Genomic DNA, 21,064 nt, shown 5'->3' on the forward strand with positions numbered 1-21,064 from the left:
GGGCGGGGGGGGGGGGGGGGGCGGGGGCGGGGGCGGGGGCGGGGGGGGGGGGGGGGGGGGTGGGGGGTGTGGGGGGGGGGGGGGGGGGGGGGGGGGGCGTGGGGGGGGGGGGGGGGGGGGGGGGGGGGGGGGGGGGGGCGGGGGGGGGGGCCCCCCCCCCCCCCCCCCCCCCCCCGCGCCCCTTTGGGGCGCGACAGCTTACGGGGCCGGCAGTGGGGGTTTCCCCTTGCGGGTGATTGTTGGATCTGCGTGTTGACAAGTGCGCTCGGACGAGTGGTAGGTCTGGCCCATCAGGTCCTGAACAAAAGCCAATGTGGCAGTCTGACCCGGTGATTCGGTCGGATTGGGCAGGTATCGGGGGCATCCGCGATGAGCGTTGACGGGTGGGACGAGTCGTCCGTCGGTGACGAGACGGCCTTGCCGCAGGTGCCCAGGCAGGGCGGGCGGGCCCGGGTGCCGCCCGTCGGCGAAGCCCCGGAGGGGAACGTTCCGGCACAGCGGGGCGGGAGTGTGCTGCCGCCGCCCCGGGAGCTGCCGCCCGCCGACAGCCAGTTGATCCAGCGGATGCGCGCCGGCGACGACTCGGCGTACGAGGAGCTGTACCGACGGCACGCGGACGCGGTGCGGCGCTACGCGCGGACGTGCTGCCGGGACGGGCACACCGCCGACGACCTGACCGCCGAGGTGTTCGCCCGCATGCTGCAGGCGGTGCGCGGCGGGACCGGGCCCGAGTACGCCGTGCGCGCCTATCTGCTCACCTCGGTGCGGCGGGTCGCGGCGCAGTGGATCAAGTCTGCCCGGCGTGAGCAGCTGGTCGACGACTTCGCGCTGTTCGCGGCGCAGGCCTCGCGCGGCTCCGAGGTGTCCGACGACGACACACTGGACCTCGGCGCCGATGTGCTCGCGATGCACGAGGCCGAGCAGTCGATGGCGATGCAGGCGTTCCGCTCGCTGCCGGAGCGCTGGCAGGCCGTGCTGTGGCACACCGAGGTCGAGGACGAGTCGCCGAGCGAGGTGGCCACCCTCTTCGGGCTGGACGCCAACGGCACCCGGGTCCTTGCCAGCCGGGCCCGTGAGGGGCTGAAGCAGGCCTACCTCCAGGCCCATGTGAGCGCCTCCCTCATCGACGACGAGGAGTGCGCCCGCTACGCCGACCAGCTCGGCGGCTACGCCCGCCGCAAGCTGCGCATCCGCGCGGAGCGGGGGCTGCGCAAGCATCTGGAGGAGTGCGCCAAGTGCCGGCTGGCCGCCGCCCAGGTCGAAGAGGTCGCCGCCGGAATCCCGGCCGTCGTACCGGTGGCGGTCATCGGCTGGTTCGGGGTCGCCGGCTACGCCAAGGCGCTCGGGATCGTCGCCGGTGGTGCCGGAGTGGGGGCGGCGGGCGCGGCCGCCGCGGCGAGCGGTTCGTCCGGCGGGGCGGGCGGCGGCGCGGCCTCGGAGGGGCTGGGGGCGCCGGTGAAGGCCGGGATCGCCGCCGGAGTGGTGGCGGCGGCGGTCGCCGCGGTGGTCCTCGCCCTGGCGAACGACAGCCACCCGGCCAAGAAGGTCGCCGAGCCCGCCCCGTCCGCGCCGGTCGTCCAGCCCGAGACCCCGGCCCCCGCCCCGTCGAAGAAGAAGCCGCAACCCGAGCCGGTCGTGCTCGCCCCCGAGCCGGCCCCGACGCCCACCCCGACACCGACCCCCAGCCCGACGCCCACGCCGAGCCCGAAGCCGACTCCCACCCCGACGCCCACGCCGTCCCAGAAGCCGACTCCCACCGCCACTCCGACGCCCACGCCGCCGCCGGCCCCGGTGGTCTACGAGTGGAGCGAGCTGAGCTTCGACCTCACCGGTGACGGCACCCGGCCCGAGATGCGGCTCGGGGAGAGCAGCTGGGTCTGGCAGCGGTACGGCGTGACGGTCGCCGACAAGGAGTACGCGCACGGCGTCACCGTGCACGGCCGGTCCTCCGTCACCATCGACCTCAACCGGCAGTGCACCGCCTACGACGCGCTGGCCGGTGTGGACGACATGACGCTCGGCCTCGGCAAGGTCACCTTCGCCGTCTACGCGGACGGGGTGCGGCTGTGGCGGTCCGGGGTGGTCGAGGGCGGACAGGCCGCCGTACCCGTCCAGGTGAACCTCGCCGGGCGCAGGACCGTGCGCCTGGAGGTCGAACCGCATGGCCCCTTCGACACGGGGGCGCTCGCCGACTGGGCCGAGTCGAAGTTCACCTGCCGGTAGCCGTACTGCCCGTACCGCCCGCGCCACTGGGGGCCGCCGTCCTGCTCAGTTCGCGCAGGACGTCCTCGGTGGCGAAGGCGGCACCGCGCGAGCGCTCGGCCGTGTACCGGCGCGCGGTCAGCACCGCGCGGGCGGCCCGGTCGACCTCCTCGGCACGGCCGCGCTCCGGCTCGGGGCGGGCGCTGCCGTCCCGCCATCGGTCGGCGGCCGCGAACAGCCGTACCGCGCCCGCCAGATCGCCGAGCCGGGCCAGCAGGTCGGCGCCGATGTCCACCAGCGCCGACGTGATCGCCTCGGCGCACCGGTACTGCACCGCCTCGCGCAGCGCCCCGGCCACGATCGGCAGAGCCCGCGCGGGGCCCTGTTCCATCGCCGTGAGCAGGGCCTCGACGGCGTGGAAGGCCGCCATGAACTGCGGCGGCGCGGGGCCGCCCACCGTCGTCGCACGGGCGGTCTCGTAGCAGGCGCGCGCCCGGGCCAGGTCGCCGTTGTGCAGGGCGATGTGCGCCCGCAGCACGGCCACGTACGCCTTCGTCTCCGCCACCCCGTACCGGTCGGAGGCCTCGGCCGCCCGGTCCAGGGCGGCTTCGGCGCCCGCCCGGTCGCCGGAGCGGAAGGCGATCTCGGAGAGCCGGGCGAGCAGGAAGGGGCTCTCCGCGTACGCCCCCACCTCGTGGGCGAGGCGCAGTGCCTCCTCGTACTCGCCCGCCGCCTCCGCGAACCTGCCGCGTGCCATGTCCGCCTCGCCGGCAGCGCTGCAGACCTGGGCGCGCATCCAGCGGTCCCCCACCCGGCGGCTGAGGATCCGCAGCTCGGCCAGGTCCTCGTCGACGCCGCGCAGATTGCCGGGTGAGTCGACCAGGACATGGGTGCGGTACATCAGGGTGACACCGACCTCCCAGTCGCCGCCGTGCGCCCGGCAGTTGGCGACGACGGAGGACAGGTCGGGGCCGACGTCCACCGGGCTGCCGAGGTACCAGGCGGTCAGCGGCCAGATGATGCCCGGCAGCCGGGCGGCCCGGGGACCGCCCGGTTCGAAGGAGGCCCGCACGAGCGTGATGTACTCCAGGGCCCGCTCGTCCGTCACCAGGTCCGGGGAGCCGCCGGACTCGGACGTCAGGAACAGGTCGAACAGCCGCAGGTCCATGCGCAGCTCGTACAGCGGATGCCCGGCCTCGGCCCGCGGCGCGGCCAGCAGGGCGCCCACCGGATCCGCGGCCTCGGCGGCCGCGCGCAGCTCGTCCGGGCCGGCGTCCTCGGGCAGGGCGTCCCGCGCGATGCCCAGGCGCAGCACCGCGCGCACCCAGCCCGTCGCCTCCTGGCGGTAGTTGCGCAGCCACCAGAACCAGCCGACGGCGAGGACGATCCGGCCCGCCCCCGCCTCGTCGCCCGCGTCCAGCGCACGGGCCAGGGCCGCGCGGATGTTGTCCAGGTCGGTCTCCAGGCGGCGGATCCACGGGAGCTGCTCCGCCGACCGCAGCTTCGGCTCCGCCTCCGCCACCAGCGCGCGCACCCACGCGCGGTGCCGCCGCTCGGCCGCGCCACGCAGCCCGGGCACCTCGGCGGCCCGCTCCACGGCGTAGTCGTGGATGGTCTCCAGCATGCGGTAGCGCATCCCCCCGGTGCCGTCCGGACTGTCCGGGGCGTCCGGCGCGGCGACGATCAGGGACTTGTCGACGAGCGCTCCGACGAGGTCGGCGGCCGGGCCGGTGCACACGGCCTCCGCCGCCGCGAGGTCCCAGCCGCCGGCGAAGACGGAGACCTCGCGCAGGACCGTCCGCTCCCGCTCGTCGAGCAGGTCCCAGGACCAGTCGACGACCGCGCGCAGGGTCTGCTGGCGGGGCAGGACCGTGCGGCTGCCGGCGGTGAGCAGCCGGAAGCGGTCGTCGAGCCGGTCGGCGATCTGCCGGGGCGTCAGCAGCCGCAGCCGGGCCGCCGCGAGCTCGATGGCGAGCGGCAGTCCGTCCAGGCGGCGGCAGATCTCGTCGACCGCCGCCCGGTCGCCGGGCGCGGTGCCGGCACCGGGCCGGACGGTGGCGGCGCGCTCCTCGAAGAGCCGGTGCGCCTGCTCCGGGGCGAGGGGCTCGACCGGACGCACCGACTCGCCGGGGACGCCCAGGGGTTCACGGCTGGTGGCGAGGATCGTGAGCCCCGGGCAGTGCGTGAGCAGCGTCTCGGCGAGGGCGGCCGCCGCTTCGATGACATGCTCGCAGTTGTCAAGGATCAGGAGCTGGTCGCGCGGGGCGCAGTGCTCGACGAGCAGGGCCACGGGGTCGGCCTGCGGAGTGGACAGCTCGTTGGTCAGGAGCACGGTCTCGCGCAGACCGAGGGCGCTGACCACCGCGCCGGGCACCGCCTCCGGCCGGTCGAGCGGGGCGAGCTCGACGAGCCATGCCTGCGGGCGGCCGGCGGCGGCCTCCTCGGCGAGACGGGTCTTCCCGGAGCCGCCCGGTCCGGTGAGGGTGACGAGGCGGACCCTGTGCAATTCGGAACGAACGGACTTGAGTTCGGGTTCCCGGCCCACGAAAGAGGTAAGGCGTGGACGGAGGTTGCCGGTGCGGGGCGGCGGGGCGCCGAGCGGGGCCGGTTCCTGCTTGAGCAACGACGCGTGCAGCGCCCGGAGTTCCGGGCCGGGGTCGGTGCCCAGGCCTTCGGCCAGGGTGCGGCGGGCGGTCTCGTACGCGGCGAGGGCGTCCGCCGGGCGGCCGGTGTCGCGCAGGGCGCGGATGAGGAGGGCGTGCAGCGGTTCGTCGTACGGGTGGACGACGGTCAGCTCGGTCAGTTCCGGTACGGCGTCGGAGGCGCGGCCGAGGCGGAGGGCGGCGTCGGCCCGGGCGCGGGTGGCCTCCAGCCGGAGCGCCTGCGGGCGGGCGGCGGCCGCGGCGCGGTCGGGGAGGTCGGCGAGGGCGGGGCCGCGCCACAGGGCGAGGGCCTCGGTGAGCAGGCGGTGGGCCGTCGCCGGGTCGCCGGCGGCGAGGGCGGCCGTGCCCTCGCCCACCCGCCGTCCGAAGACATGGAGGTCGACGTCGTCCTCGCTCGCCGCCAGGCGGTAGCCGCCGGGGCCGGAGGCGATGGAGTCCCTGCCGAGGGCACGGCGGAGCCGGCCGACGAGGGCCTGGAGGGCGGCAGGGGCGTCCTGGGGCGGGTCGTCGTCCGCCGCCCAGACCTCCTGGATGAGGGTCTCCGGGGTGAGGGTACGGGTGGGGTGCAGGGCGAGGAGGGTGAGCAGCGCGCGGAGGCGGGGGCCGCCGACGGGTATGGGGGTGCCCTGGTCGTCGTTGGCCTGGGTTACGCCCAGGATTCGGTACCGCACCGGGTCATTGTCGTCGGGGAGGGGGAGCGGGGCACGGGGTTTCGGCGGCGGGGGCTGAGGGGTTGCCCGGGGCGGGGGCTGAGGGGTGGGGACGCTTACCGGCGCTGGCAGGGTGCCGCCCGCGCCCACCCGTGCCGCCCTGCGGCACGCCTGCCCGCGGCTGGGGAAGGCGGCTGGCGCGGCGCCCACGGCTGAGGAGAAGCGGCTGGACAGCGCCCCCTAAGGGGCGCTGGGGGTCCCCCCGGCCGAAGGCTGGGGGAGGAACTGCGCGATCAGCCCCCACCAACCCGCGGCCGAACGACTGCCGCGCCCACCCCGTTCATCCTCGCCCCCCGGGAGGATCACGCCCCCGACGCCAACGCCCCCCGCATCGGCCGAATCCCCGCAGGGACCGCACGCGCGCGTGCCGGCGTTCCCGTCCAGCAGGTGCCGCGGCGGGACAGGAGCCGGCGCAGCCACAGTTCGAGGGAGACCAGGTCGGCCAGGCCGTCCAGCGGCAGCGGCTCGCCCGCCGCCGCCGCGCGGAGCGCCTTGCGGACCACGCGTGCCTCCACCAGGCCCGCCTGGGCCAGCAACGGCGTGGAGAAGAGGGCGATCAGGTCGTCGGCGGCCACGCGCAGCCCCGTGCGGGTGGCGGCCGCGGAGGAGGCGTGGGAGGGGGCGCCCCAGCCCGGGGGGAGGTCGGTGACGCCGGCGCCCTCCAGGACCGTACGGAGGATGGCCGCGCGGGCCCCCGGCTGGACGCGCAGCGCTTCGGGGAGGTCGCGGCAGGCGCGGACCACCTGGTTGTCGAGGAAGGGCGCGTGCAGGCGCTGGGAGCGGATCTCGGCGGCCTGTTCCAGGACGCGGATGTCGGCGGCGTGCCGGGCCAGCACGGCACGCGCGCGGTAGTCTCCGGGGCGCTGTCCGGGTCCGACGCCGGAGCGGTTCGCCGCCCCCTGGAGCAGAACCGATACTTCTGCCAGGGCCTCCCCGGTCAGCCAGCGGGCGGCAGGGCCCGGTCTCGCCCAGGAGAGCGCCGCGAGGGACGCGCCCACCGCGCCTGGGGGATCGTCGAAGCGGCGCCGCAGCAGGCGCTCGGCGAGGGACTCGACGCCCTCGCGGTACGGCGTACGCGCCAGGCGCCGCGCCGCGCCGTACACACGCGCGGGGACCAGCACGGAGCCGTCGGCCTTGGCGAGCGCCGCGACCGGGCGGACGAGGTGGCGGCGCTTGCGGTCCATCAGCAGGTCCGCGAGGCGCGCGGGGTGCGCGTCCAGGACCTGGCGGGCGCCGTAGCCGGTGAAGTGGTCGGCGCTGCCGGCGGCGAGCCGGGCGCGGTGCCTGGCCGCGTGGACGAGGGACGGGCCCGGTTCGTCGGTCAGGGGGCCGTCGAGGTCGGCGTAGGGGAGCATCTCCTCCCCGCCGGTCACCACCACGTGGTGCAGGCGCGGGTTGGCCGCCAGCGTTCCCGCGCGCTGGAGTTCCGCCTCGCGGCCGCCCACGGCGAGGTCGTTGAAGGTGACGGCCAGAAGCCGCTCCCCGGCGCCCGTGCCGTGGCCCAGGACCGTGCCGGGCATGCCGGGCAGTCCGGCGGCCAGCAGCGCGAGCGTGCCCGACGCCGGGCCGCCGGAGAGGTCGGCGCCGATGCCCGGAACCGGCATCCCGCGCGCCGCGCGCCGCTCGGCGGGGCCCATTCCGGGCACCGGACCGGGGTCGATGTCCGGGACGTGCCGGGGTGCCGACAGCCGCGCGCGTACGGCGTCTACGAGCGCGTCCCGTACGGCGTCCACGGCACGGTCGGGGTCGGCGGAGGGGGCCGCGACCGCGAGCGAGGCCACCGGTTCGTACCCGGCGATCTCGCGCGCCCCGGTGCGCAGGATCAGCGCATGCCCCGGCGGAATGCGCCGCACGCCCTCGTACGGGGTGGAGTCGTGCACCGCGGCCGGCACGTCGGGGGCGGCCAGGAGCGCGGCCAGGTGGCCGTAGTCGAGGTTGGCCTCGATGAGGTCGGCGAGCGGCAGCGCGGCCGTGGCGTAGGCCGTACCGCCTGCCCAGGGGCTGTAGAAGACCGGGCGGGCGCCCGCGAGGTCGCCGCAGACCGTGACCCGGCGGCCGACCTGGACGACGGCGGTGTAGCTGCCGGGCCAGGCGGTCAGATGCCGGAGTGCGCCCCCGCGCGCCGTGAAGAGGCCGAGGCGCAGCTCCTCGTCGGTGGCGCCGCAGGTGCCGAGGACGGCGATGCGGTTCTGGGCGTCGGCCTTGACGACCCGGACCTCGTCGAGGCGCCAGTCGCCGACCGCCCAGAGCGGATCGGGGTCGCCCCACAGCAGCTGGGAGCCGACGGGGTGGACGGTCTCGCCGTCATGGCCCATGGCGCCGGCGGAGCCGATCGTGGCGGCACCGGAGGCGGTGCTGCTCCATCCCACCAACCACCGCATCGACGCCTCCACAGGCTGTGGACAACCATGCACGGTACGAACCGGGTCCCCATGCTGCCATGAAGGACGCGCTCCGGAGGGATGGTGGGGCCGCCTTTGATCCCTGGAAGATTGCGGGGAGTTGCCGCAGGACCGGCCCACGCGCGCGTGCCGCGGAAGGGCCGAGGAGGATCTGCGAAGGGGTCGCGGCGGAAGCCGACTGCCGTACGGCGCCCGGCGACTGCGACGCGAATGCGCCCCCTGTACGCTCCCCCAGAACGCCCTTCGCGCCCTCAATTCCCGTGGTAGGAGCGTTGATCGCCCGCAAAAGGTGGGGGCGATTTTCAGCCAAATCGGCGAAGCCTGGACGGCCTTGCGCACGCTCCGTACATGCTTTGCGCATCGCCCGCGCGTGTGTTTGAACGCGCACAGTCCGGGAGGCGGGCATCGCCTCCCGGACCGGTCCGCCACCCGCGGGGATGTAGGTGGCGGTGTCCCCCAGCCCACTGGATCCAGTACAGCGGGCCGACCCACGCACCATCATGGAACCGCTCCCCCGATGGCCGGAGAAGAGCGCACGGACGGGCGCACGGCCACACGGCGGGGGCACGTCGCGACGTGCCGTGCACGGTGCGTACATGGGCCGCACTCGCGTACGGACCACAATCCCGCCATCCGGAACAATGCCCCTTAACGCTTGGGATGCGGCGAACTACGCTGGGTTTACGAATGCCGCGTGGTTATGCCAGCGCGGCAGCCGTCTGTGTCGAGGGGTGGCGCATGTCCAGGGAGCAACGCGGGCCGAACGAAAAGCTCGGCGCCGTTCTCGCCCTCGCGGGAATCAGCAACGCAGGACTCGCGCGACGCGTCAACGATCTTGGCGCTCAACGCGGGTTGACTCTTCGCTACGACAAGACGTCGGTGGCGCGCTGGGTGTCGAAGGGCATGGTGCCGCAGGGCGCCGCGCCCCACCTCATCGCCGCCGCCATCGGCCAGAAGCTGGGCCGCCCGGTGCCGCTCCACGAGATCGGCCTGGCGGACGCGGACCCCGCGCCCGAAGTGGGCCTCGCCTTCCCCAGAGACGTCGGACAGGCGGTGCGGTCGGCGACGGAGCTGTACCGTCTCGACCTCGCCGGCCGCCGGGCCGGTACCGGCGGCATCTGGCAGTCGCTGGCCGGATCGTTCGCAGTAAGCGCATACGCAACGCCCGCCTCGCGCTGGCTGATAACCCCCGCCGACAGCTCGGTCGCACGCGAGGCGAACAGCGCCGAGGGTGCGGGCGCGGCGCTCAAAGTCGGCCACAGCGATGTGCAGAAGCTGCGGGAGGCCGCCGAGGACGCCAGGCGCTGGGACTCCAAGTACGGGGGCGGCGACTGGCGTTCGTCGATGGTGCCGGAGTGTTTACGGGTGGAGGCGGCACCGCTGCTGCTCGGCGCGTACTCCGACGAGGTGGGGCGGGCGCTGTTCGGGGCGAGCGCCGAACTGACCCGGCTCGCCGGGTGGATGGCCTTCGACACCGGGCAGCAGGAGGCCGCGCAGCGGTACTACATCCAGGCGCTGCGGCTGGCCCGCGCGGCGGCCGACGTACCGCTCGGCGGGTATGTGCTGGCATCGATGTCCCTGCAGGCGACGTACCGCGGGTTCGGCGACGAGGGTGTCGATCTCGCGCAGGCCGCCGTGGAACGCAACCGGGGGCTGGCCACCGCCCGCACCATGAGTTTCTTCCGGCTGGTCGAGGCACGGGCGCACGCGCGTGCGGGCGACGCACAGGCGGCGGGCGCCGCGCTGAAGGCCTCGGAGGGGTGGCTGGAGCGGGCACGCGAGGGGGACAACGATCCCTCCTGGCTCGGCTTCTACGGCTACGACCGGTTCGCCGCCGACGCCGCCGAGTGCTACCGCGATCTCAAGGCGCCCCGGCAGGTGCGGCGCTTCACGGAGCAGGCGCTGTCGAAGCCGACGGAGGAGTTCGTGCGGTCGCACGGGCTGCGGCTGGTCGTCTCGGCCGTCGCGGAGCTGGAGTCGGGGAACCTCGACGCGGCCTGCGAGCAGGGGGTGCGGGCCGTGGAGGTGGCCGGGCGGATATCGTCCGCGCGGACCACGGAGTACGTGAAGGATCTGCTGCATCGGCTGGAGCCGTACGGGGACGAGCCGAGGGTGGTGGAGCTGCGCGAGCGGGCTCGGCCGTTGTTGATGGCGCCGGCGTGAGGGGTGCGCGGGCGTCTGCTGGGTTCCGGTCGTAGAGCGCGTGCGGGTGCGTAGGAGCTGGTCGCGCCCACGCGGCGGTAGCCGCATATCGAATACAGCCCCGCGTCCCTGACGGGGCGCGCTGCCATCCCGCGCGTTTGAAGTGGCTGTCAGTGGCGCAGTGCACTATCGGACGTGGGAGGTGGTGCAGGTGCGGGCCGGGATTGCTTACGACTGTGATGTGCTCGTCGTCGGGGGTGGGATCGTCGGGCTGTCCACGGCGTACGCGATCAGTCGTGCCGCGCCCGGGACCCGGGTGACCGTGCTGGAGAAGGAGGCCGGGCCGGCCCGGCATCAGACCGGGCGGAACAGCGGGGTCATCCACAGCGGGATCTACTACCGCCCGGGGTCGCTGAAGGCGCGGTACGCCGTCAAGGGTGCCGCCGAGATGGTCAAGTTCTGTGCGGAGTACGGCATCGCGCACGCCGTCACCGGCAAGCTGATCGTCGCCACCGAGCGGGCGGAGCTGCCCCGGCTGCACGCGCTCGTGCAGCGCGGCCGGGAGAACGGGATACCGGTGCGGGAGCTGGGGGGCGCCCAGATCGGGGAGTACGAGCCCGAGGTGCGGGGGCTCGCCGCCATACACGTGGGGACCACCGGGATCTGCGACTTCGTGGGGGTCGCGCGGCAGCTCGGCGCGGCCTCGGGCGCGGAGATCCGCTACGGCGCCCGGGTCGAGCGGATCGACCGGCGGCCGGAACTCGGGGTCGCCGTCCGGACGACCGGTGGCGACGTCGTCCGGGGCCGGGTGCTGGTCAACTGCGCCGGGCTGCACTGCGACGAGGTCGCACGGCTGACCGGCGACGACCCGGAGATGCGGATCGTGCCGTTCCGCGGGGAGTACTACGAGCTGGCGCGGCCGGAGCTGGTGCGCGGGCTGGTGTACCCGGTGCCGGATCCGGCGTTCCCGTTCCTCGGCGTGCATCTCACGCGCGGGATCGACGGAGGCGTGCACATCGGGCCGAACGCGGTGCCGGCGCTGGCCCGCGAGGGATACGGCTGGGGCGTCGTCCGGCCCCGGGAGGTGGCCGGCACGCTGGCCTGGCCGGGCTCCTGGACCCTGGCGCGGCGGCACTGGCGGTACGGGGGCGGGGAGCTGCGCCGGTCGGTGTCGAAGCGCGCGTTCGCGACGGCCGTACGACGGCTGCTGCCCGCCGTGGACGACGGGGACCTGATGCGGGCCGCGGCCGGGGTGCGGGCGCAGGCCGTGCTGCGGGACGGGACGCTCGTCGACGACTTCCTGATCAAGGAGGGGGCCCGGGCGGTCCATGTGCTGAACGCGCCCTCGCCCGCGGCGACGGCCTCGCTGCCGATCGGGCGGGAGGTGGCGCGGCGGGCGCTGGAGATGCTGGGTTCGGTGTGAGCCCGCCCAGGAGGCCGTCCGGGGCGCGGCGGGGGCCGTAAAATCGACTTCACTGTGTCTGACTCGCTCAATGCCCCCGAAACCCCTCAGCCCGCCGAGACCGTCCCCGGCGCCGGCTCCCATCACGCCCCCGGTGTGTCCGTCCGGCACACCCGGGCCAAGGGGGAGCCGCGCTTTCCCGACGGCCCGCAGGCCGATCCGGCCGGGTCGCACTTCGAGCGGCGGATCCGCAGCTTCCAGCCGCGCCGCAGCCGGGTGACCGCCGGGCAGGCCGACGCGCTGCAGCGGCTGTGGCCCAAGTGGGGGCTGGACATCGACGGGCAGCGGGTCATCGACCTCGCCGAACTGTTCGGGAACGCCAACCCGGTGGTGCTGGAGATCGGGTTCGGGATGGGCGAGGCGACCGCGCAGATGGCCGCCGAGGACCCGGGCACCGACATCCTCGCCGTGGACGTGCACACCCCCGGGCAGGGGAACCTGCTCAACCTCGCCGACCAGCAGGGGCTGTCCAACGTCCGGGTCGGGAACGGCGACGCGATCATCCTGCTGCGGGAGATGCTCACGCCCGACTCGCTGGACGGGCTGCGCGTGTACTTCCCCGACCCCTGGCCCAAGAAGCGGCACCACAAGCGGCGGCTGATCCAGCCCGAGTTCCTCGACCTGGCCGCGACCCGGCTCAGGCCCGGGGCGGTCGTGCACTGCGCGACGGACTGGGAGCCGTACGCCGAGCAGATGCTCGATGTGCTCACCGCGCACCCGGAGTTCGAGAACACACAGGCCGAGGGCGGTTTCGCGCCACGTCCCGGGCACCGGCCGCTGACCCGTTTCGAGGGTCAGGGACTGGACAAGGGACATGTGGTGAACGATCTGCTCTTCCGTCGCGTACAGCATCGGGTGCGGCAGAGCGAGCAGCACCGACTGGAGTCACCTCGTTAGGGTCGATGCCGTGGCCAGCTACCCGCCGCCGTACCCGTCGTATCCGTCGTATCCGCCACGTCCGCCGTATCCGCCGGACCCCGCCGGGGACGGTCTGCGGCATCCCCGCTGGTGGCAGCGGCGCTGGGTGCGGTACGGGGCGCTGAGCACCCTGCTCGCCCTCTCCGGGCTGGTCATCCTCGCGCTGGTGCGGGAGCAGACGGGCACGGAGGGTTTCCTCGTCGGGCTGGGGCTCGCCGTGCTGCCCGTGCCACTGCTCATAGCCGCGTTCCGGTGGCTCGACCGGGTCCAGCCGGGGCCCTGGCGGAACGTGCTGTTCGCCTTCGCCTGGGGAGCCTGCGCGGCCGCGCTCATAGCCATCGTCGCCAACAGCTTCGCCACCCGCTGGATAGCGACGGCCACCGCGGATCCGAGCAGCGCGGACACTCTCGGGGCGACGGTGATAGCGCCGATCGTCGAGGAGTCGGCCAAGGCCGCCGCCGTGCTGCTGGTCTTCCTCTTCCGCAGACGGGACTTCACCGGGATCGTCGACGGGGTGGTGATCGCCGGGGTCACCGCCACCGGGTTCGCGTTCACCGAGAACATCCTCTACCTCGGTACGGCCTTCGGGACCGACCAGCTGACCGGTGGCACCGGGATCGCCTCCGTGACCGCCGCGACCTTCTTCGTGCGCATCGTCATGTCGCCCTTCGCGCACCCCCTGTTCACCGTCTTCACCGGCATCGGCTTCGGCCTCGCCGCGCTCTCCGCCGACCGGCAGCGGACGCGGCGCGTGCTGGTGCCGGTCGGCGGGCTGCTGTGCGCGATGAGCATGCACGCGTTCTGGAACGGGTCCTCGACGTTCGGGCAGTTCGGGTTCTTCGCCGTGTACGGCATGTTCATGGTGCCGATGTTCGGGCTGCTGACCTGGCTGGCCGTCTGGACGCGGCAGCGAGAGCTGCGGACCGTGCGCGAGGAGCTGCCGGCGTATGTGTACGCGGGGTGGCTGGGGGCGGCCGAGCCGTTCGTCCTCGGGTCGATGCGGGCGCGGCAGATGGCCCGGGAGTACGCCGCGTACCACTTCGGCAAGCCGACGGGGCGGGCGGTCGCCGAGTACGAGGGGTACGCGACGACCCTGGCGCTGCTGCGGCGCCGGGGGCAGCGGGGGCGGGCCGGGGCCGACTTCGTGGTCCGCGAGCGGGAACTGCTGGCCGAGCTGTGGAACCGGCGGGAGCTGGTACGCCCGGCCCTGGACTACGCGGCCCGGACGGCCGCACCGAGCGGATGGCCGGGGTACGCCGGCTTTCCGGCGCCGGCCTACGGGGGGCCGGGGTGGTACGGGACGGCGGTGCCGTACCCGTCGTACAACCCGTACCGGACGTAGGAGGGGCCAGGGTCGGGGGTACGGCCGGTACGGCCGGTGGGCACCGCCGGAATCCGCCGCCGCGGCTGGGCGCCGCTGCGGCGGAAGGGAATCACCGGCGGAGGATGAGCAGGCCGAGGTGCCCGTGAGGCTGCGGCTGCCGTCAGGCCGAGGCTGCCGTCAGCTTGGTGACTTCCTGGTCCGTCAGGTGCAGGTCCGCCACCCCCAGCAGGGCCGGGAGCTGGTCCAGGCTGCGGGCCGAGGCGATGGGGGCCGCAACGGTGGGCTGGGCCGCCAGCCAGGCCAGGGCGACCGTGGGGACGGGGGCCGAGTGGGTCTCGGCGATCTCGTCCAGGGCGGCGAGGACCTTCTGGCCGCGCTCGGACTCCAGGTACGGGGCGGCGCGGCCCGCACGGGGGCTGTCGACCGTCGTGCCGGGGCGGTACTTGCCGGTGAGGAAGCCGGCGGCCAGGGAGAAGTAGGGGACCGCCGCGAGGCCGGTGCGGGAGGCGAGGTCCTGGAGGGGGCCCTCGTAGGTGTCGCGGGAGACCAGGTTGTAGTGGGGCTGGAGGGCGACGTACCGGGCGAGGCCCTCGCGGTCGGAGAGGTCCAGGGACTCCTGGAGGCGCTCCGGCGTGATGTTGGACGCGGCGATGTGCCGGACCTTGCCCGCCCGCACCAGCTCGTCGAGCGCGCCGATGATCTCCTCGACCGGGATCTCCGGCTTGTCGAAGTGCGTGTAGTAGAGGTCGATGTGGTCGGTGCCGAGGCGGCGCAGGGAGGCGTCGGCGGCGGCCTTGATGGTGGCGGCGGACAGGCCGAGGTACTCGGGGTGCTGGCTGACCTTCGTCGCGATGACGATGTCGTCGCGGTTGCCGCGCGCCTTGACCCACTTGCCGATGATCGTCTCGGACTCGCCGCCCTGGTGGCCCTCGATCCAGGCCGTGTAGGAGTCGGCGGTGTCCACGAAGTTGCCGCCGGCGGCCGCGTAGGCGTCGAGGACGGAGAAGGAGGCGGCCTCGTCGGCGGTCCAGCCGAAGACGTTGCCGCCGAGGGAGAGCGGGAAGACCTCGAGGTCGGAGGAGCCGAGTTTGCGAAGAGCAGTCATGCTCTGTATCAACGCGGGTCGCCCCGGCAGGCCATCCCGGCGCAGTACGAAGGTTTCGTAAACAGGCGCACGGGCACCCCGCCGGAAACACCGGACCGGCGGCCCGGACGCCGGGGGGTTGTCGTCGGGGCCGCCGGGGATCCCGGGGATCGTGGCTCGTAGGGGGTGTCCCGTTACGGGTTGAGGCCCTTGCTGCGCAGCCAGGTCATCGGGTCGATGCCGGTGGCCTGGCCGCCGGGGTGGACCTCCAGGTGGAGGTGCGCGCCGGTGACGTTGCCGGTGGCGCCCACGCGGCCGATGACATCGCCGGTGGCGACCTTCTGGCCGACGGAGACGCTGATCGACGACTGGTGGCAGAACCAGAGCTCGGTGCCGTCGTCCAGGGTCAGGATCGTGCGGTAGCCGTAGGAGCCGGCCCAGCCCGCCTCGGTGACCGTGCCGCTGTGGACGGCCTTGATGAGCGTGCCGGTGGGCGCGGCGAAGTCGAGGCCGGTGTGGTAGCCGGAGGACCACATGGAGCCGGCCTGGCCGAAGGTGCCGGTGATCGTGTACGAGACGACCGGCAGCGTGTACTGCTTGGCCAGCGCGGCGAGGCGCTCCTTCTCGGCCTTCGCCTTGGCGTCGGCCTCGGCCTGCTCCTTGGCGTCGGCGGCCTTGGCGGCCGCGGCCTTCACCGCCTTGGCCTCCGCGTCGGAGACCGCCTTGTCGGCGGCGGCCACGGCCTTGGCGCTGGCCTTGGTGTCGAGCTGGTTCTGCTGCTGCTCGGCCTGGGCGATGATCCGGCTGCGCAGCGCCTCACCGGCGTCGGACGAGGAGGAGTCCGCGTCGGTGGCGTTCGTCGTGGTGGTGACGCTGCTGAGCGCGGTCTGGGTGGCCTGGTGGCCGCCGCCCTCGCCGAGCAGGGAGTCGACGGACGACGGCAGGTCGGGCAGCGAGATGGAGACCGGCGGCTTGCCGGTGTTGGCGCTGGCCATGCCGCCCGCGCCGACGGCGGCTATGACGCCGACGCCGAGCACCGTGGAGCTGCGGGCGAGTCCGCCGCCCTTCTGCTTGGCGACGCGGTGCCGGCCGCGTACCTGGGTGAGGGAATCCTCGGTGGGGTTCCACTCCTCCCAGGGGCCCTCGTCGGTGCGGTAGCTGCCGTAGCCGAAGGTGTCGGGTTGACGCTGGCTGGGCACGAACGGGGCTGTCGGAGCAGGCCGGTTGGACGCCACGCGGGCGCACTCCTTTCCTTCCGTCGCCTACCGGGTTAGCTGACGGGTTCGGAGCGGGAAGGTCTCCTACGCGCGTATACCGGCCGATTCCTACCGGCGGCAGCCGTGCGATTCACCCCAAGGTGGTGGTTCCCCGGTTCCCTTGCGGGATTCGGCGCGTGCGCGCGGAGCCGTCGCGGGTGACGGCTGGGACGACCGCGCTGCGTTATCGAACGTTAATAGACCCAGCTGTCAGATTCCAAGCTGTTCTCCTTGATCATTAAGCTTTCAAAGCATGGACTTACCAGCCACGACAGGTCAAAAACGGTCGAGTCGACCGGGCCTCCTGCTCAGCACAGGAGTCACACACGTTTTGATGGTGACTCAGACGTTATGCGGAGGGCGGTCGTCCGGCGACCCTGTGTCACCGGCGCCGGGGGAAGCGAAGGTACGGCCGGCCAGGCGCCGTTCGGGATCGTAGAAGCGGCCGTGCGCGTCCCACGCCTCGGAGAGGCCGTCGGTGTACAGCAGCAGCAGGGTGGCTCCGCCGGGGAACGCGTGCTCGACGGCCCGAGCGGCAGCGCGGCCTTTGGCGCCCGCACCGCGGACACCCGGCCGTCGCCGTGCGGGAGTTCGGCGAGTACGGCGGTGGCGAACCCCTCGTCGACTTCGACCCCGCCGCGCCGCACGGCCTCGCGCACCAGCGGACGGCGTACAGGTCGCCGCCGATGAAGGCGCCCTCCTGGGCGGCCTCGGCGATCTCGCGGACGGGGGCGAGGCGCTGGTCGCCGATGCGGACGATCCGGTTGATGCCGACGGCGAGGACGGCGACGGTCGCCACGGTCAGGATCTCGGTCAGGGCGTCGGCGTCGGGAAGGAAGCCGAAGCGCGCGTGCACGGCGTAGGTGGCGAGAGCGCGGCGACGCCCGTGAGGACGGTGGTGCAGGGGTGCGGCGGTCAGCGGGGCGGGCCAGGGTGCGGGCGGCTGCGGACCCGCCCTCCGGCACCTCTCCAGGGCCCACGGCACGGCTCCCCACAGAACGGCCCGGGTACGACTCAGGGCCGGAATCCTCGATCTTGGATTCCGGCCCTGAGTCATCAGTAGCGGGGACAGGATTTGAACCTGCGACCTCTGGGTTATGAGCCCAGCGAGCTACCGAGCTGCTCCACCCCGCGTCGGTGAAACCAGCATACGCCATCAGAAGGAGGGGAGTCACACGGGTTGATACCGATGGGGTCCGTGGGGCCTCGGCTCCACACGCCCGCTCAGCCCAGCAGATGCCCGTTCGGTGCCTTCGCCGCGCTCTCGTACTCCCCCAGCACCAGCACCCGCACCCCCGCCTCCCGCAGCATCCCGGTCCCGTCGGCCGCCGTCACGAACGTGTCCGGCTCGCGCCACGCGGTCAGCACCCGTCGTACCCCGGCCCGGAGGATCAGCTCGGCGCAGGGGTGCGGGCGGGAGGCGCGGTGGGTGCAGGGTTCGAGGCTGGTGTAGACCGTGGCCGTGGGGAGGCGGGGGTCGGCCGGGGGGATCTTGGCCAGGGCCGCCTCCTCGGCGTGCACCACCGGGTCGCCGGCCTCCCGGGAGTGGCCGCGGGCCAGTTCCGTGCCGTCGGCCGCGACGACCACCGCGCCGACGCTGAACGCGGTCCGGGACGGCGGGCACTCGGCCGCCAGCTCGCAGGCGAGCCGCAGCCACGCCCGGTCCGCGGCGGACACCGACGCGCCCTCGCCGGGGGCGGTGGGCTCGTACCGCATGAGGACGACGTCCTCGATCCGGCGGGTGTCGGCCAGCCGCAGCCGCCCGGCCTGGTACCCGCCCGGGCCGAACAGCCGGGGCGCCTTGGGGTCGCCGACGAAGAGCGGGGCGAGGACGAGCTGGAGTTCGTCGGCCAGGCCCTGCTGGAGGAGCTGGGTGTGGACGGTGCCGCCGCCCTCGACCATGAGGCGCCGTACGCCCCGTACGTCGTACAGGTGCTCCAGCAGCGAGTGCCAGTCGAGGTCGGCGCCGAGGGAGACCACGTCGGCGGCGATGCCGAGGCCGCTGGCCCGCCGCGCACCCTCGTCCGTCGTGTAGACGATCTTCTCGCCGCCGGTGTGCCAGAACCTCGCGTCCGGGTCGAGGTCGCCGGTCGCGGTGACCGTGACCTTGAGGGGGTACTCGGAGCGGCCGGCGGCGACCCGGGCCGCGCGCCGCTGCGCGGAGTTGACCAGCAGCCGCGGGTTGTCCGCGCGGATCGTGCCGGCGCCGATCAGGATGGCGTCGACGGAGGCCCGTACCTCGTCGACCCGGTCGAAGTCGGCCGGGGAGGAGAGCAGCAGTCGGTCGGGGCCGGTGTCGTCGAGGTAGCCGTCGAGGGAGACGGCGGCGGACAGCAGGACGTGGGGGTACGGCATCGGACGCGCTCACTCTCGGCGGCGGGCTGTGAACTGGACGCTTGGTTAAAGTTTGAAACAAACCTACACTGGGTGTATGACGACTCGCTGGCTCACCTCGAAGGAGCAGCGCGCCTGGCGCGCGTACATCGCGGCGACGCACCTCCTGGAGGACGCGATCGACCGGCAGCTCCAGCAGGACGCCGGCATGCCGCATCTGTACTACTCGATCCTGGCCAACCTCTCCGATGCGCCGGAGCGCAAGCTGCGCATGACTGATCTCGCCGAGAAGTCGAAGATCACCCGGAGTCGGCTGACGTACGCCGTGACACGGCTGGAGAAGGACGGGCTGATCCGGCGCGAGGACTGCCAGTGGGACAAGCGGAGCAGCTTCGCCCTGCTGACCGACGCGGGCATGGCGGTCCTCGAGCGCACCGCGCCGGGGCATGTGGAGACGGTGCGGGCGGCGGTCTTCGACCATCTCTCCGAGGAGCAGGTGGACCAGCTGGAGGAGATCAGCTCGGTGATCGTACGGGCGCTGGAGGGGGCCGAGACCCCGCGGCCGACGTCCGACGAGGTGCCGTGGCGGCGGCGGTCGTCACCCTGTTCCGGTTCGTGAACCCGGAATTCGCGAAACCGTACGGAAATCTGTTGCTTCAAATTTAAAGCATGAGGTAGGGTTCCAGCCGTGGATCTGCTTCAAATCTGAAGCAGGGCCCGCGACGTCCCGTACCGGGACAGCCGTCCTGCACCCGGACACTGGAGAACCCGATGACCGACCACCCCGCCGCCACCCAGCGCGCCCGCGTCCGGGTCCCGCTGCGCTTCAACGACGGCTACAGCGTCGACGCCGAGCTCGTCACCTTCCATGGCCTGGCCGACGGCCAGGAGCATGTCGCCGTCGTCCTCGGCGACCCCGCCCCGGGCACCCTCCCGCTGGTCCGCCTGCACTCCGAGTGCCTGACCGGCGACGTCTTCGGCTCCGCCCGCTGCGACTGCGGACCCCAGCTGCGCGAGGCCGTCGAGCGCATCGCCGACCGCGGTGGCGTCCTGCTCTACCTGCGCCAGGAGGGCCGCGGCATCGGCCTCTACAACAAGCTCGACGCCTACGCCCTGCAGGACCAGGGCCTGGACACCTACGAGGCGAACGCCGCCCTCGGCCTCCCCGAGGACGCCCGCGACTACACCGCCGCCGCCCAGATGCTGTCGGCCCTCGGCCTCGACGAGCTCGACCTGCTCTCCAACAACCCGGACAAGGCCGAGCAGTTGCGTGGCCTCGGGATCACCGTCCGCGACCGCGTCCCGACCGGTGTCTTCAGCACCGCCCACAACGTCCGCTACCTGCGCGCGAAGGTCCTGCACACCCAGCACACGCTCCCGCTGGCCGAGTTGACGGAGCTCAACGCGGGCTGAGCCCCGCCATGGCCCGGCGCGGCCCGGCCGGATGTGCTGGCAACGAAGGCGCACGCACCCCCGGTGAAGGAGCCTTGGTGGACGACCGGCTGGCACGCGTTCTCGACGACCTCCACCGCGAGGGGCGGTCCCACGACGGCCCGCTGGCCGACCGGCTGCGGCGCCTGCGCAACATGACCCCGGATGCCGCCCGGCTGATCGCGACCCTGATCCGCGCCCGGCGCGCCACGTCCGTCCTGGAGATCGGCACCTCCAACGGCTACTCGGCGATCTGGGATCCGATCAGCCCGGTACCGCCTATGACCGCGATCTCCAAGACGTACCTTTCATCGGCCTTTTTCCGCAATACCACTCTTTTTCCGCAATATGGCACGGCAAGCTCTGTGGGCACGGCAAGAAACGGCACCTCGACGGGGCCGGACCGGGCAGGGCAGGGCGGTGTCAGGGGCCGTCGACGAAGGTGACCGTCTCGCCGAGCGGCGCCCGGGTCGTGCGGGGAGCGCGTTCCGTGACGTCCTCGAAGCCGATCGACATGCCGCAGAAGAGGATGAGCCCCTCCGGGGGCGACACGATCTCCGCGACGGTCCGGTGGAACTTCGCCCACGCCATCTGCGGGCAGCTGTGCAGCCCTTCGGCGCGCAGCAGGAGCATGACGGTCTGCAGAAACATGCCGAGGTCGGACCACTGGGGCCGGCCCATGTCCCGGTCGACGTAGCAGAACAGGGCGGCGGGCGCGCCGAAGCAGTCCCAGTTCCCGGCGGCGGCCCGCTGGCGCGCCTCCAGGTCCTCGCGCGCGATGCCGAGCGCGCCGTAGCGCTGCTCACCGAAGGCGGAGCGGCGCTCGCGGTACGGCGACTTCAGCACGGGCGGGTACTGCTCGTACTCCGGCTCGTCCCAGGGGTCGCCCGCGGCCAGGCGCTCACCGGCCCGCTTCTTGAGCTCGGCCAGGGGTGCGCCGGTCAGCACATAGACATGCCAGGGCTGGATGTTCGATCCGGACGGCGCCCAGGCCGCGGCGGAGAGCACCCGCTCCAGGGTCTCCCTCGGGACGGGCCGGTCGGCGAACGCCCGCACCGCCCGTCGGCTCGCGACCGCCTCGTAGACGTCCATGAGTGCCGACCTCCGTCCGCCCCCCTTAGTCTCACTCAATATGG

15 protein-coding genes, 1 tRNA gene and 1 riboswitch are annotated in these 21,064 nt (G+C 73.6%); of the genes, 9 read left to right on the forward strand and 7 right to left on the reverse strand.

What is annotated here, in order from left to right; translation table 11 throughout:
• Positions 1–369 precede the first annotated feature (369 nt).
• Complete coding sequence (locus tag ACFZDK_RS46910; RefSeq protein ID WP_390982963.1) at positions 370–2,223, forward strand: sigma-70 family RNA polymerase sigma factor; 1,854 nt, start codon at positions 370–372, stop codon at positions 2,221–2,223.
• On the opposite strand, the gene ACFZDK_RS46915 is transcribed toward ACFZDK_RS46910, so the two are convergent.
• Entirely contained in the window at positions 2,210–5,536 is a 3,327-nt protein-coding gene (locus tag ACFZDK_RS46915) for a BTAD domain-containing putative transcriptional regulator (RefSeq protein WP_390982966.1), read from the reverse strand. The genes ACFZDK_RS46910 and ACFZDK_RS46915 overlap by 14 nt on opposite strands.
• Positions 5,537–5,877: 341 nt before the next feature.
• Complete coding sequence (locus ACFZDK_RS46920; protein ID WP_390982969.1) at positions 5,878–7,956, reverse strand: asparagine synthase-related protein; 2,079 nt, start codon at positions 7,954–7,956, stop codon at positions 5,878–5,880.
• Between the two features lie 759 nt (positions 7,957–8,715).
• Here ACFZDK_RS46920 and ACFZDK_RS46925 point away from each other — a divergent pair.
• The 4 genes from ACFZDK_RS46925 (at position 8,716) to ACFZDK_RS46940 (ending at position 13,841) form a co-directional block, all read left to right on the forward strand.
• Positions 8,716–10,140: an MFS transporter gene (locus tag ACFZDK_RS46925; RefSeq protein WP_390982972.1), complete on the forward strand. Its 1,425-nt coding sequence runs from the start codon at positions 8,716–8,718 to the stop codon at positions 10,138–10,140.
• 181 nt (positions 10,141–10,321) lie between these two features.
• Positions 10,322–11,542, forward strand: a complete 1,221-nt coding sequence (gene lhgO / locus ACFZDK_RS46930) for an L-2-hydroxyglutarate oxidase (protein WP_390983231.1) — start codon at positions 10,322–10,324, stop codon at positions 11,540–11,542.
• 54 nt (positions 11,543–11,596) lie between these two features.
• Entirely contained in the window at positions 11,597–12,478 is an 882-nt protein-coding gene (gene trmB, locus ACFZDK_RS46935) for a tRNA (guanosine(46)-N7)-methyltransferase TrmB (RefSeq protein ID WP_390982975.1), read from the forward strand.
• A 10-nt stretch (positions 12,479–12,488) separates the two neighbouring features.
• Positions 12,489–13,841: a PrsW family glutamic-type intramembrane protease gene (locus ACFZDK_RS46940; protein ID WP_390982978.1), complete on the forward strand. Its 1,353-nt coding sequence runs from the start codon at positions 12,489–12,491 to the stop codon at positions 13,839–13,841.
• Positions 13,842–13,983: 142 nt separating this feature from the next.
• Here the strand turns inward: ACFZDK_RS46940 and ACFZDK_RS46945 are convergent, their stop codons facing one another.
• Complete coding sequence (locus tag ACFZDK_RS46945) at positions 13,984–14,928, reverse strand: aldo/keto reductase (protein ID WP_390982980.1); 945 nt, start codon at positions 14,926–14,928, stop codon at positions 13,984–13,986.
• Between the two features lie 173 nt (positions 14,929–15,101).
• A complete protein-coding gene (locus ACFZDK_RS46950; RefSeq protein WP_390982983.1) occupies positions 15,102–16,142 on the reverse strand; it encodes a peptidoglycan DD-metalloendopeptidase family protein in 1,041 nt (346 codons plus the stop codon).
• Positions 16,143–16,149: 7 nt separating this feature from the next.
• A riboswitch (cyclic di-AMP (ydaO/yuaA leader) is annotated at positions 16,150–16,309 on the reverse strand.
• Between the two features lie 435 nt (positions 16,310–16,744).
• Between ACFZDK_RS46950 and ACFZDK_RS46955 the strand changes: the two genes are divergently transcribed.
• Entirely contained in the window at positions 16,745–17,026 is a 282-nt protein-coding gene (locus tag ACFZDK_RS46955) for a hypothetical protein (protein ID WP_390982985.1), read from the forward strand.
• Between the two features lie 197 nt (positions 17,027–17,223).
• Here ACFZDK_RS46955 and ACFZDK_RS46960 read toward each other — a convergent pair.
• Positions 17,224–17,297 (reverse strand) — tRNA-Met (locus tag ACFZDK_RS46960).
• Between the two features lie 90 nt (positions 17,298–17,387).
• Complete coding sequence (locus ACFZDK_RS46965; protein ID WP_390982988.1) at positions 17,388–18,518, reverse strand: dihydrofolate reductase family protein; 1,131 nt, start codon at positions 18,516–18,518, stop codon at positions 17,388–17,390.
• 76 nt (positions 18,519–18,594) lie between these two features.
• Here ACFZDK_RS46965 and ACFZDK_RS46970 point away from each other — a divergent pair, with 76 nt between their 5' ends.
• From ACFZDK_RS46970 to ACFZDK_RS46980, 3 genes are all read left to right on the forward strand, one after another.
• On the forward strand, positions 18,595–19,116 hold the full coding sequence (locus ACFZDK_RS46970) for a MarR family transcriptional regulator (protein WP_390982991.1): 522 nt from the start codon (positions 18,595–18,597) through the stop codon (positions 19,114–19,116).
• Between the two features lie 152 nt (positions 19,117–19,268).
• Positions 19,269–19,910: a GTP cyclohydrolase II RibA gene (gene ribA / locus ACFZDK_RS46975; RefSeq protein ID WP_390982993.1), complete on the forward strand. Its 642-nt coding sequence runs from the start codon at positions 19,269–19,271 to the stop codon at positions 19,908–19,910.
• Positions 19,911–19,987: 77 nt separating this feature from the next.
• Positions 19,988–20,374, forward strand: a complete 387-nt coding sequence (locus ACFZDK_RS46980) for a hypothetical protein (protein WP_390982996.1) — start codon at positions 19,988–19,990, stop codon at positions 20,372–20,374.
• Here the strand turns inward: ACFZDK_RS46980 and ACFZDK_RS46985 are convergent.
• Positions 20,352–21,020 carry a nitroreductase family protein gene (locus ACFZDK_RS46985; protein WP_390982999.1) on the reverse strand — a complete coding sequence of 223 codons (669 nt, stop codon included), beginning with the start codon at positions 21,018–21,020 and terminating at the stop codon, positions 20,352–20,354. The genes ACFZDK_RS46980 and ACFZDK_RS46985 overlap by 23 nt on opposite strands.
• Positions 21,021–21,064: the final 44 nt, after the last annotated feature.

The organism is Streptomyces sp. NPDC007901, from assembly GCF_042959465.1.
Classification (GTDB): domain Bacteria; phylum Actinomycetota; class Actinomycetes; order Streptomycetales; family Streptomycetaceae; genus Streptomyces.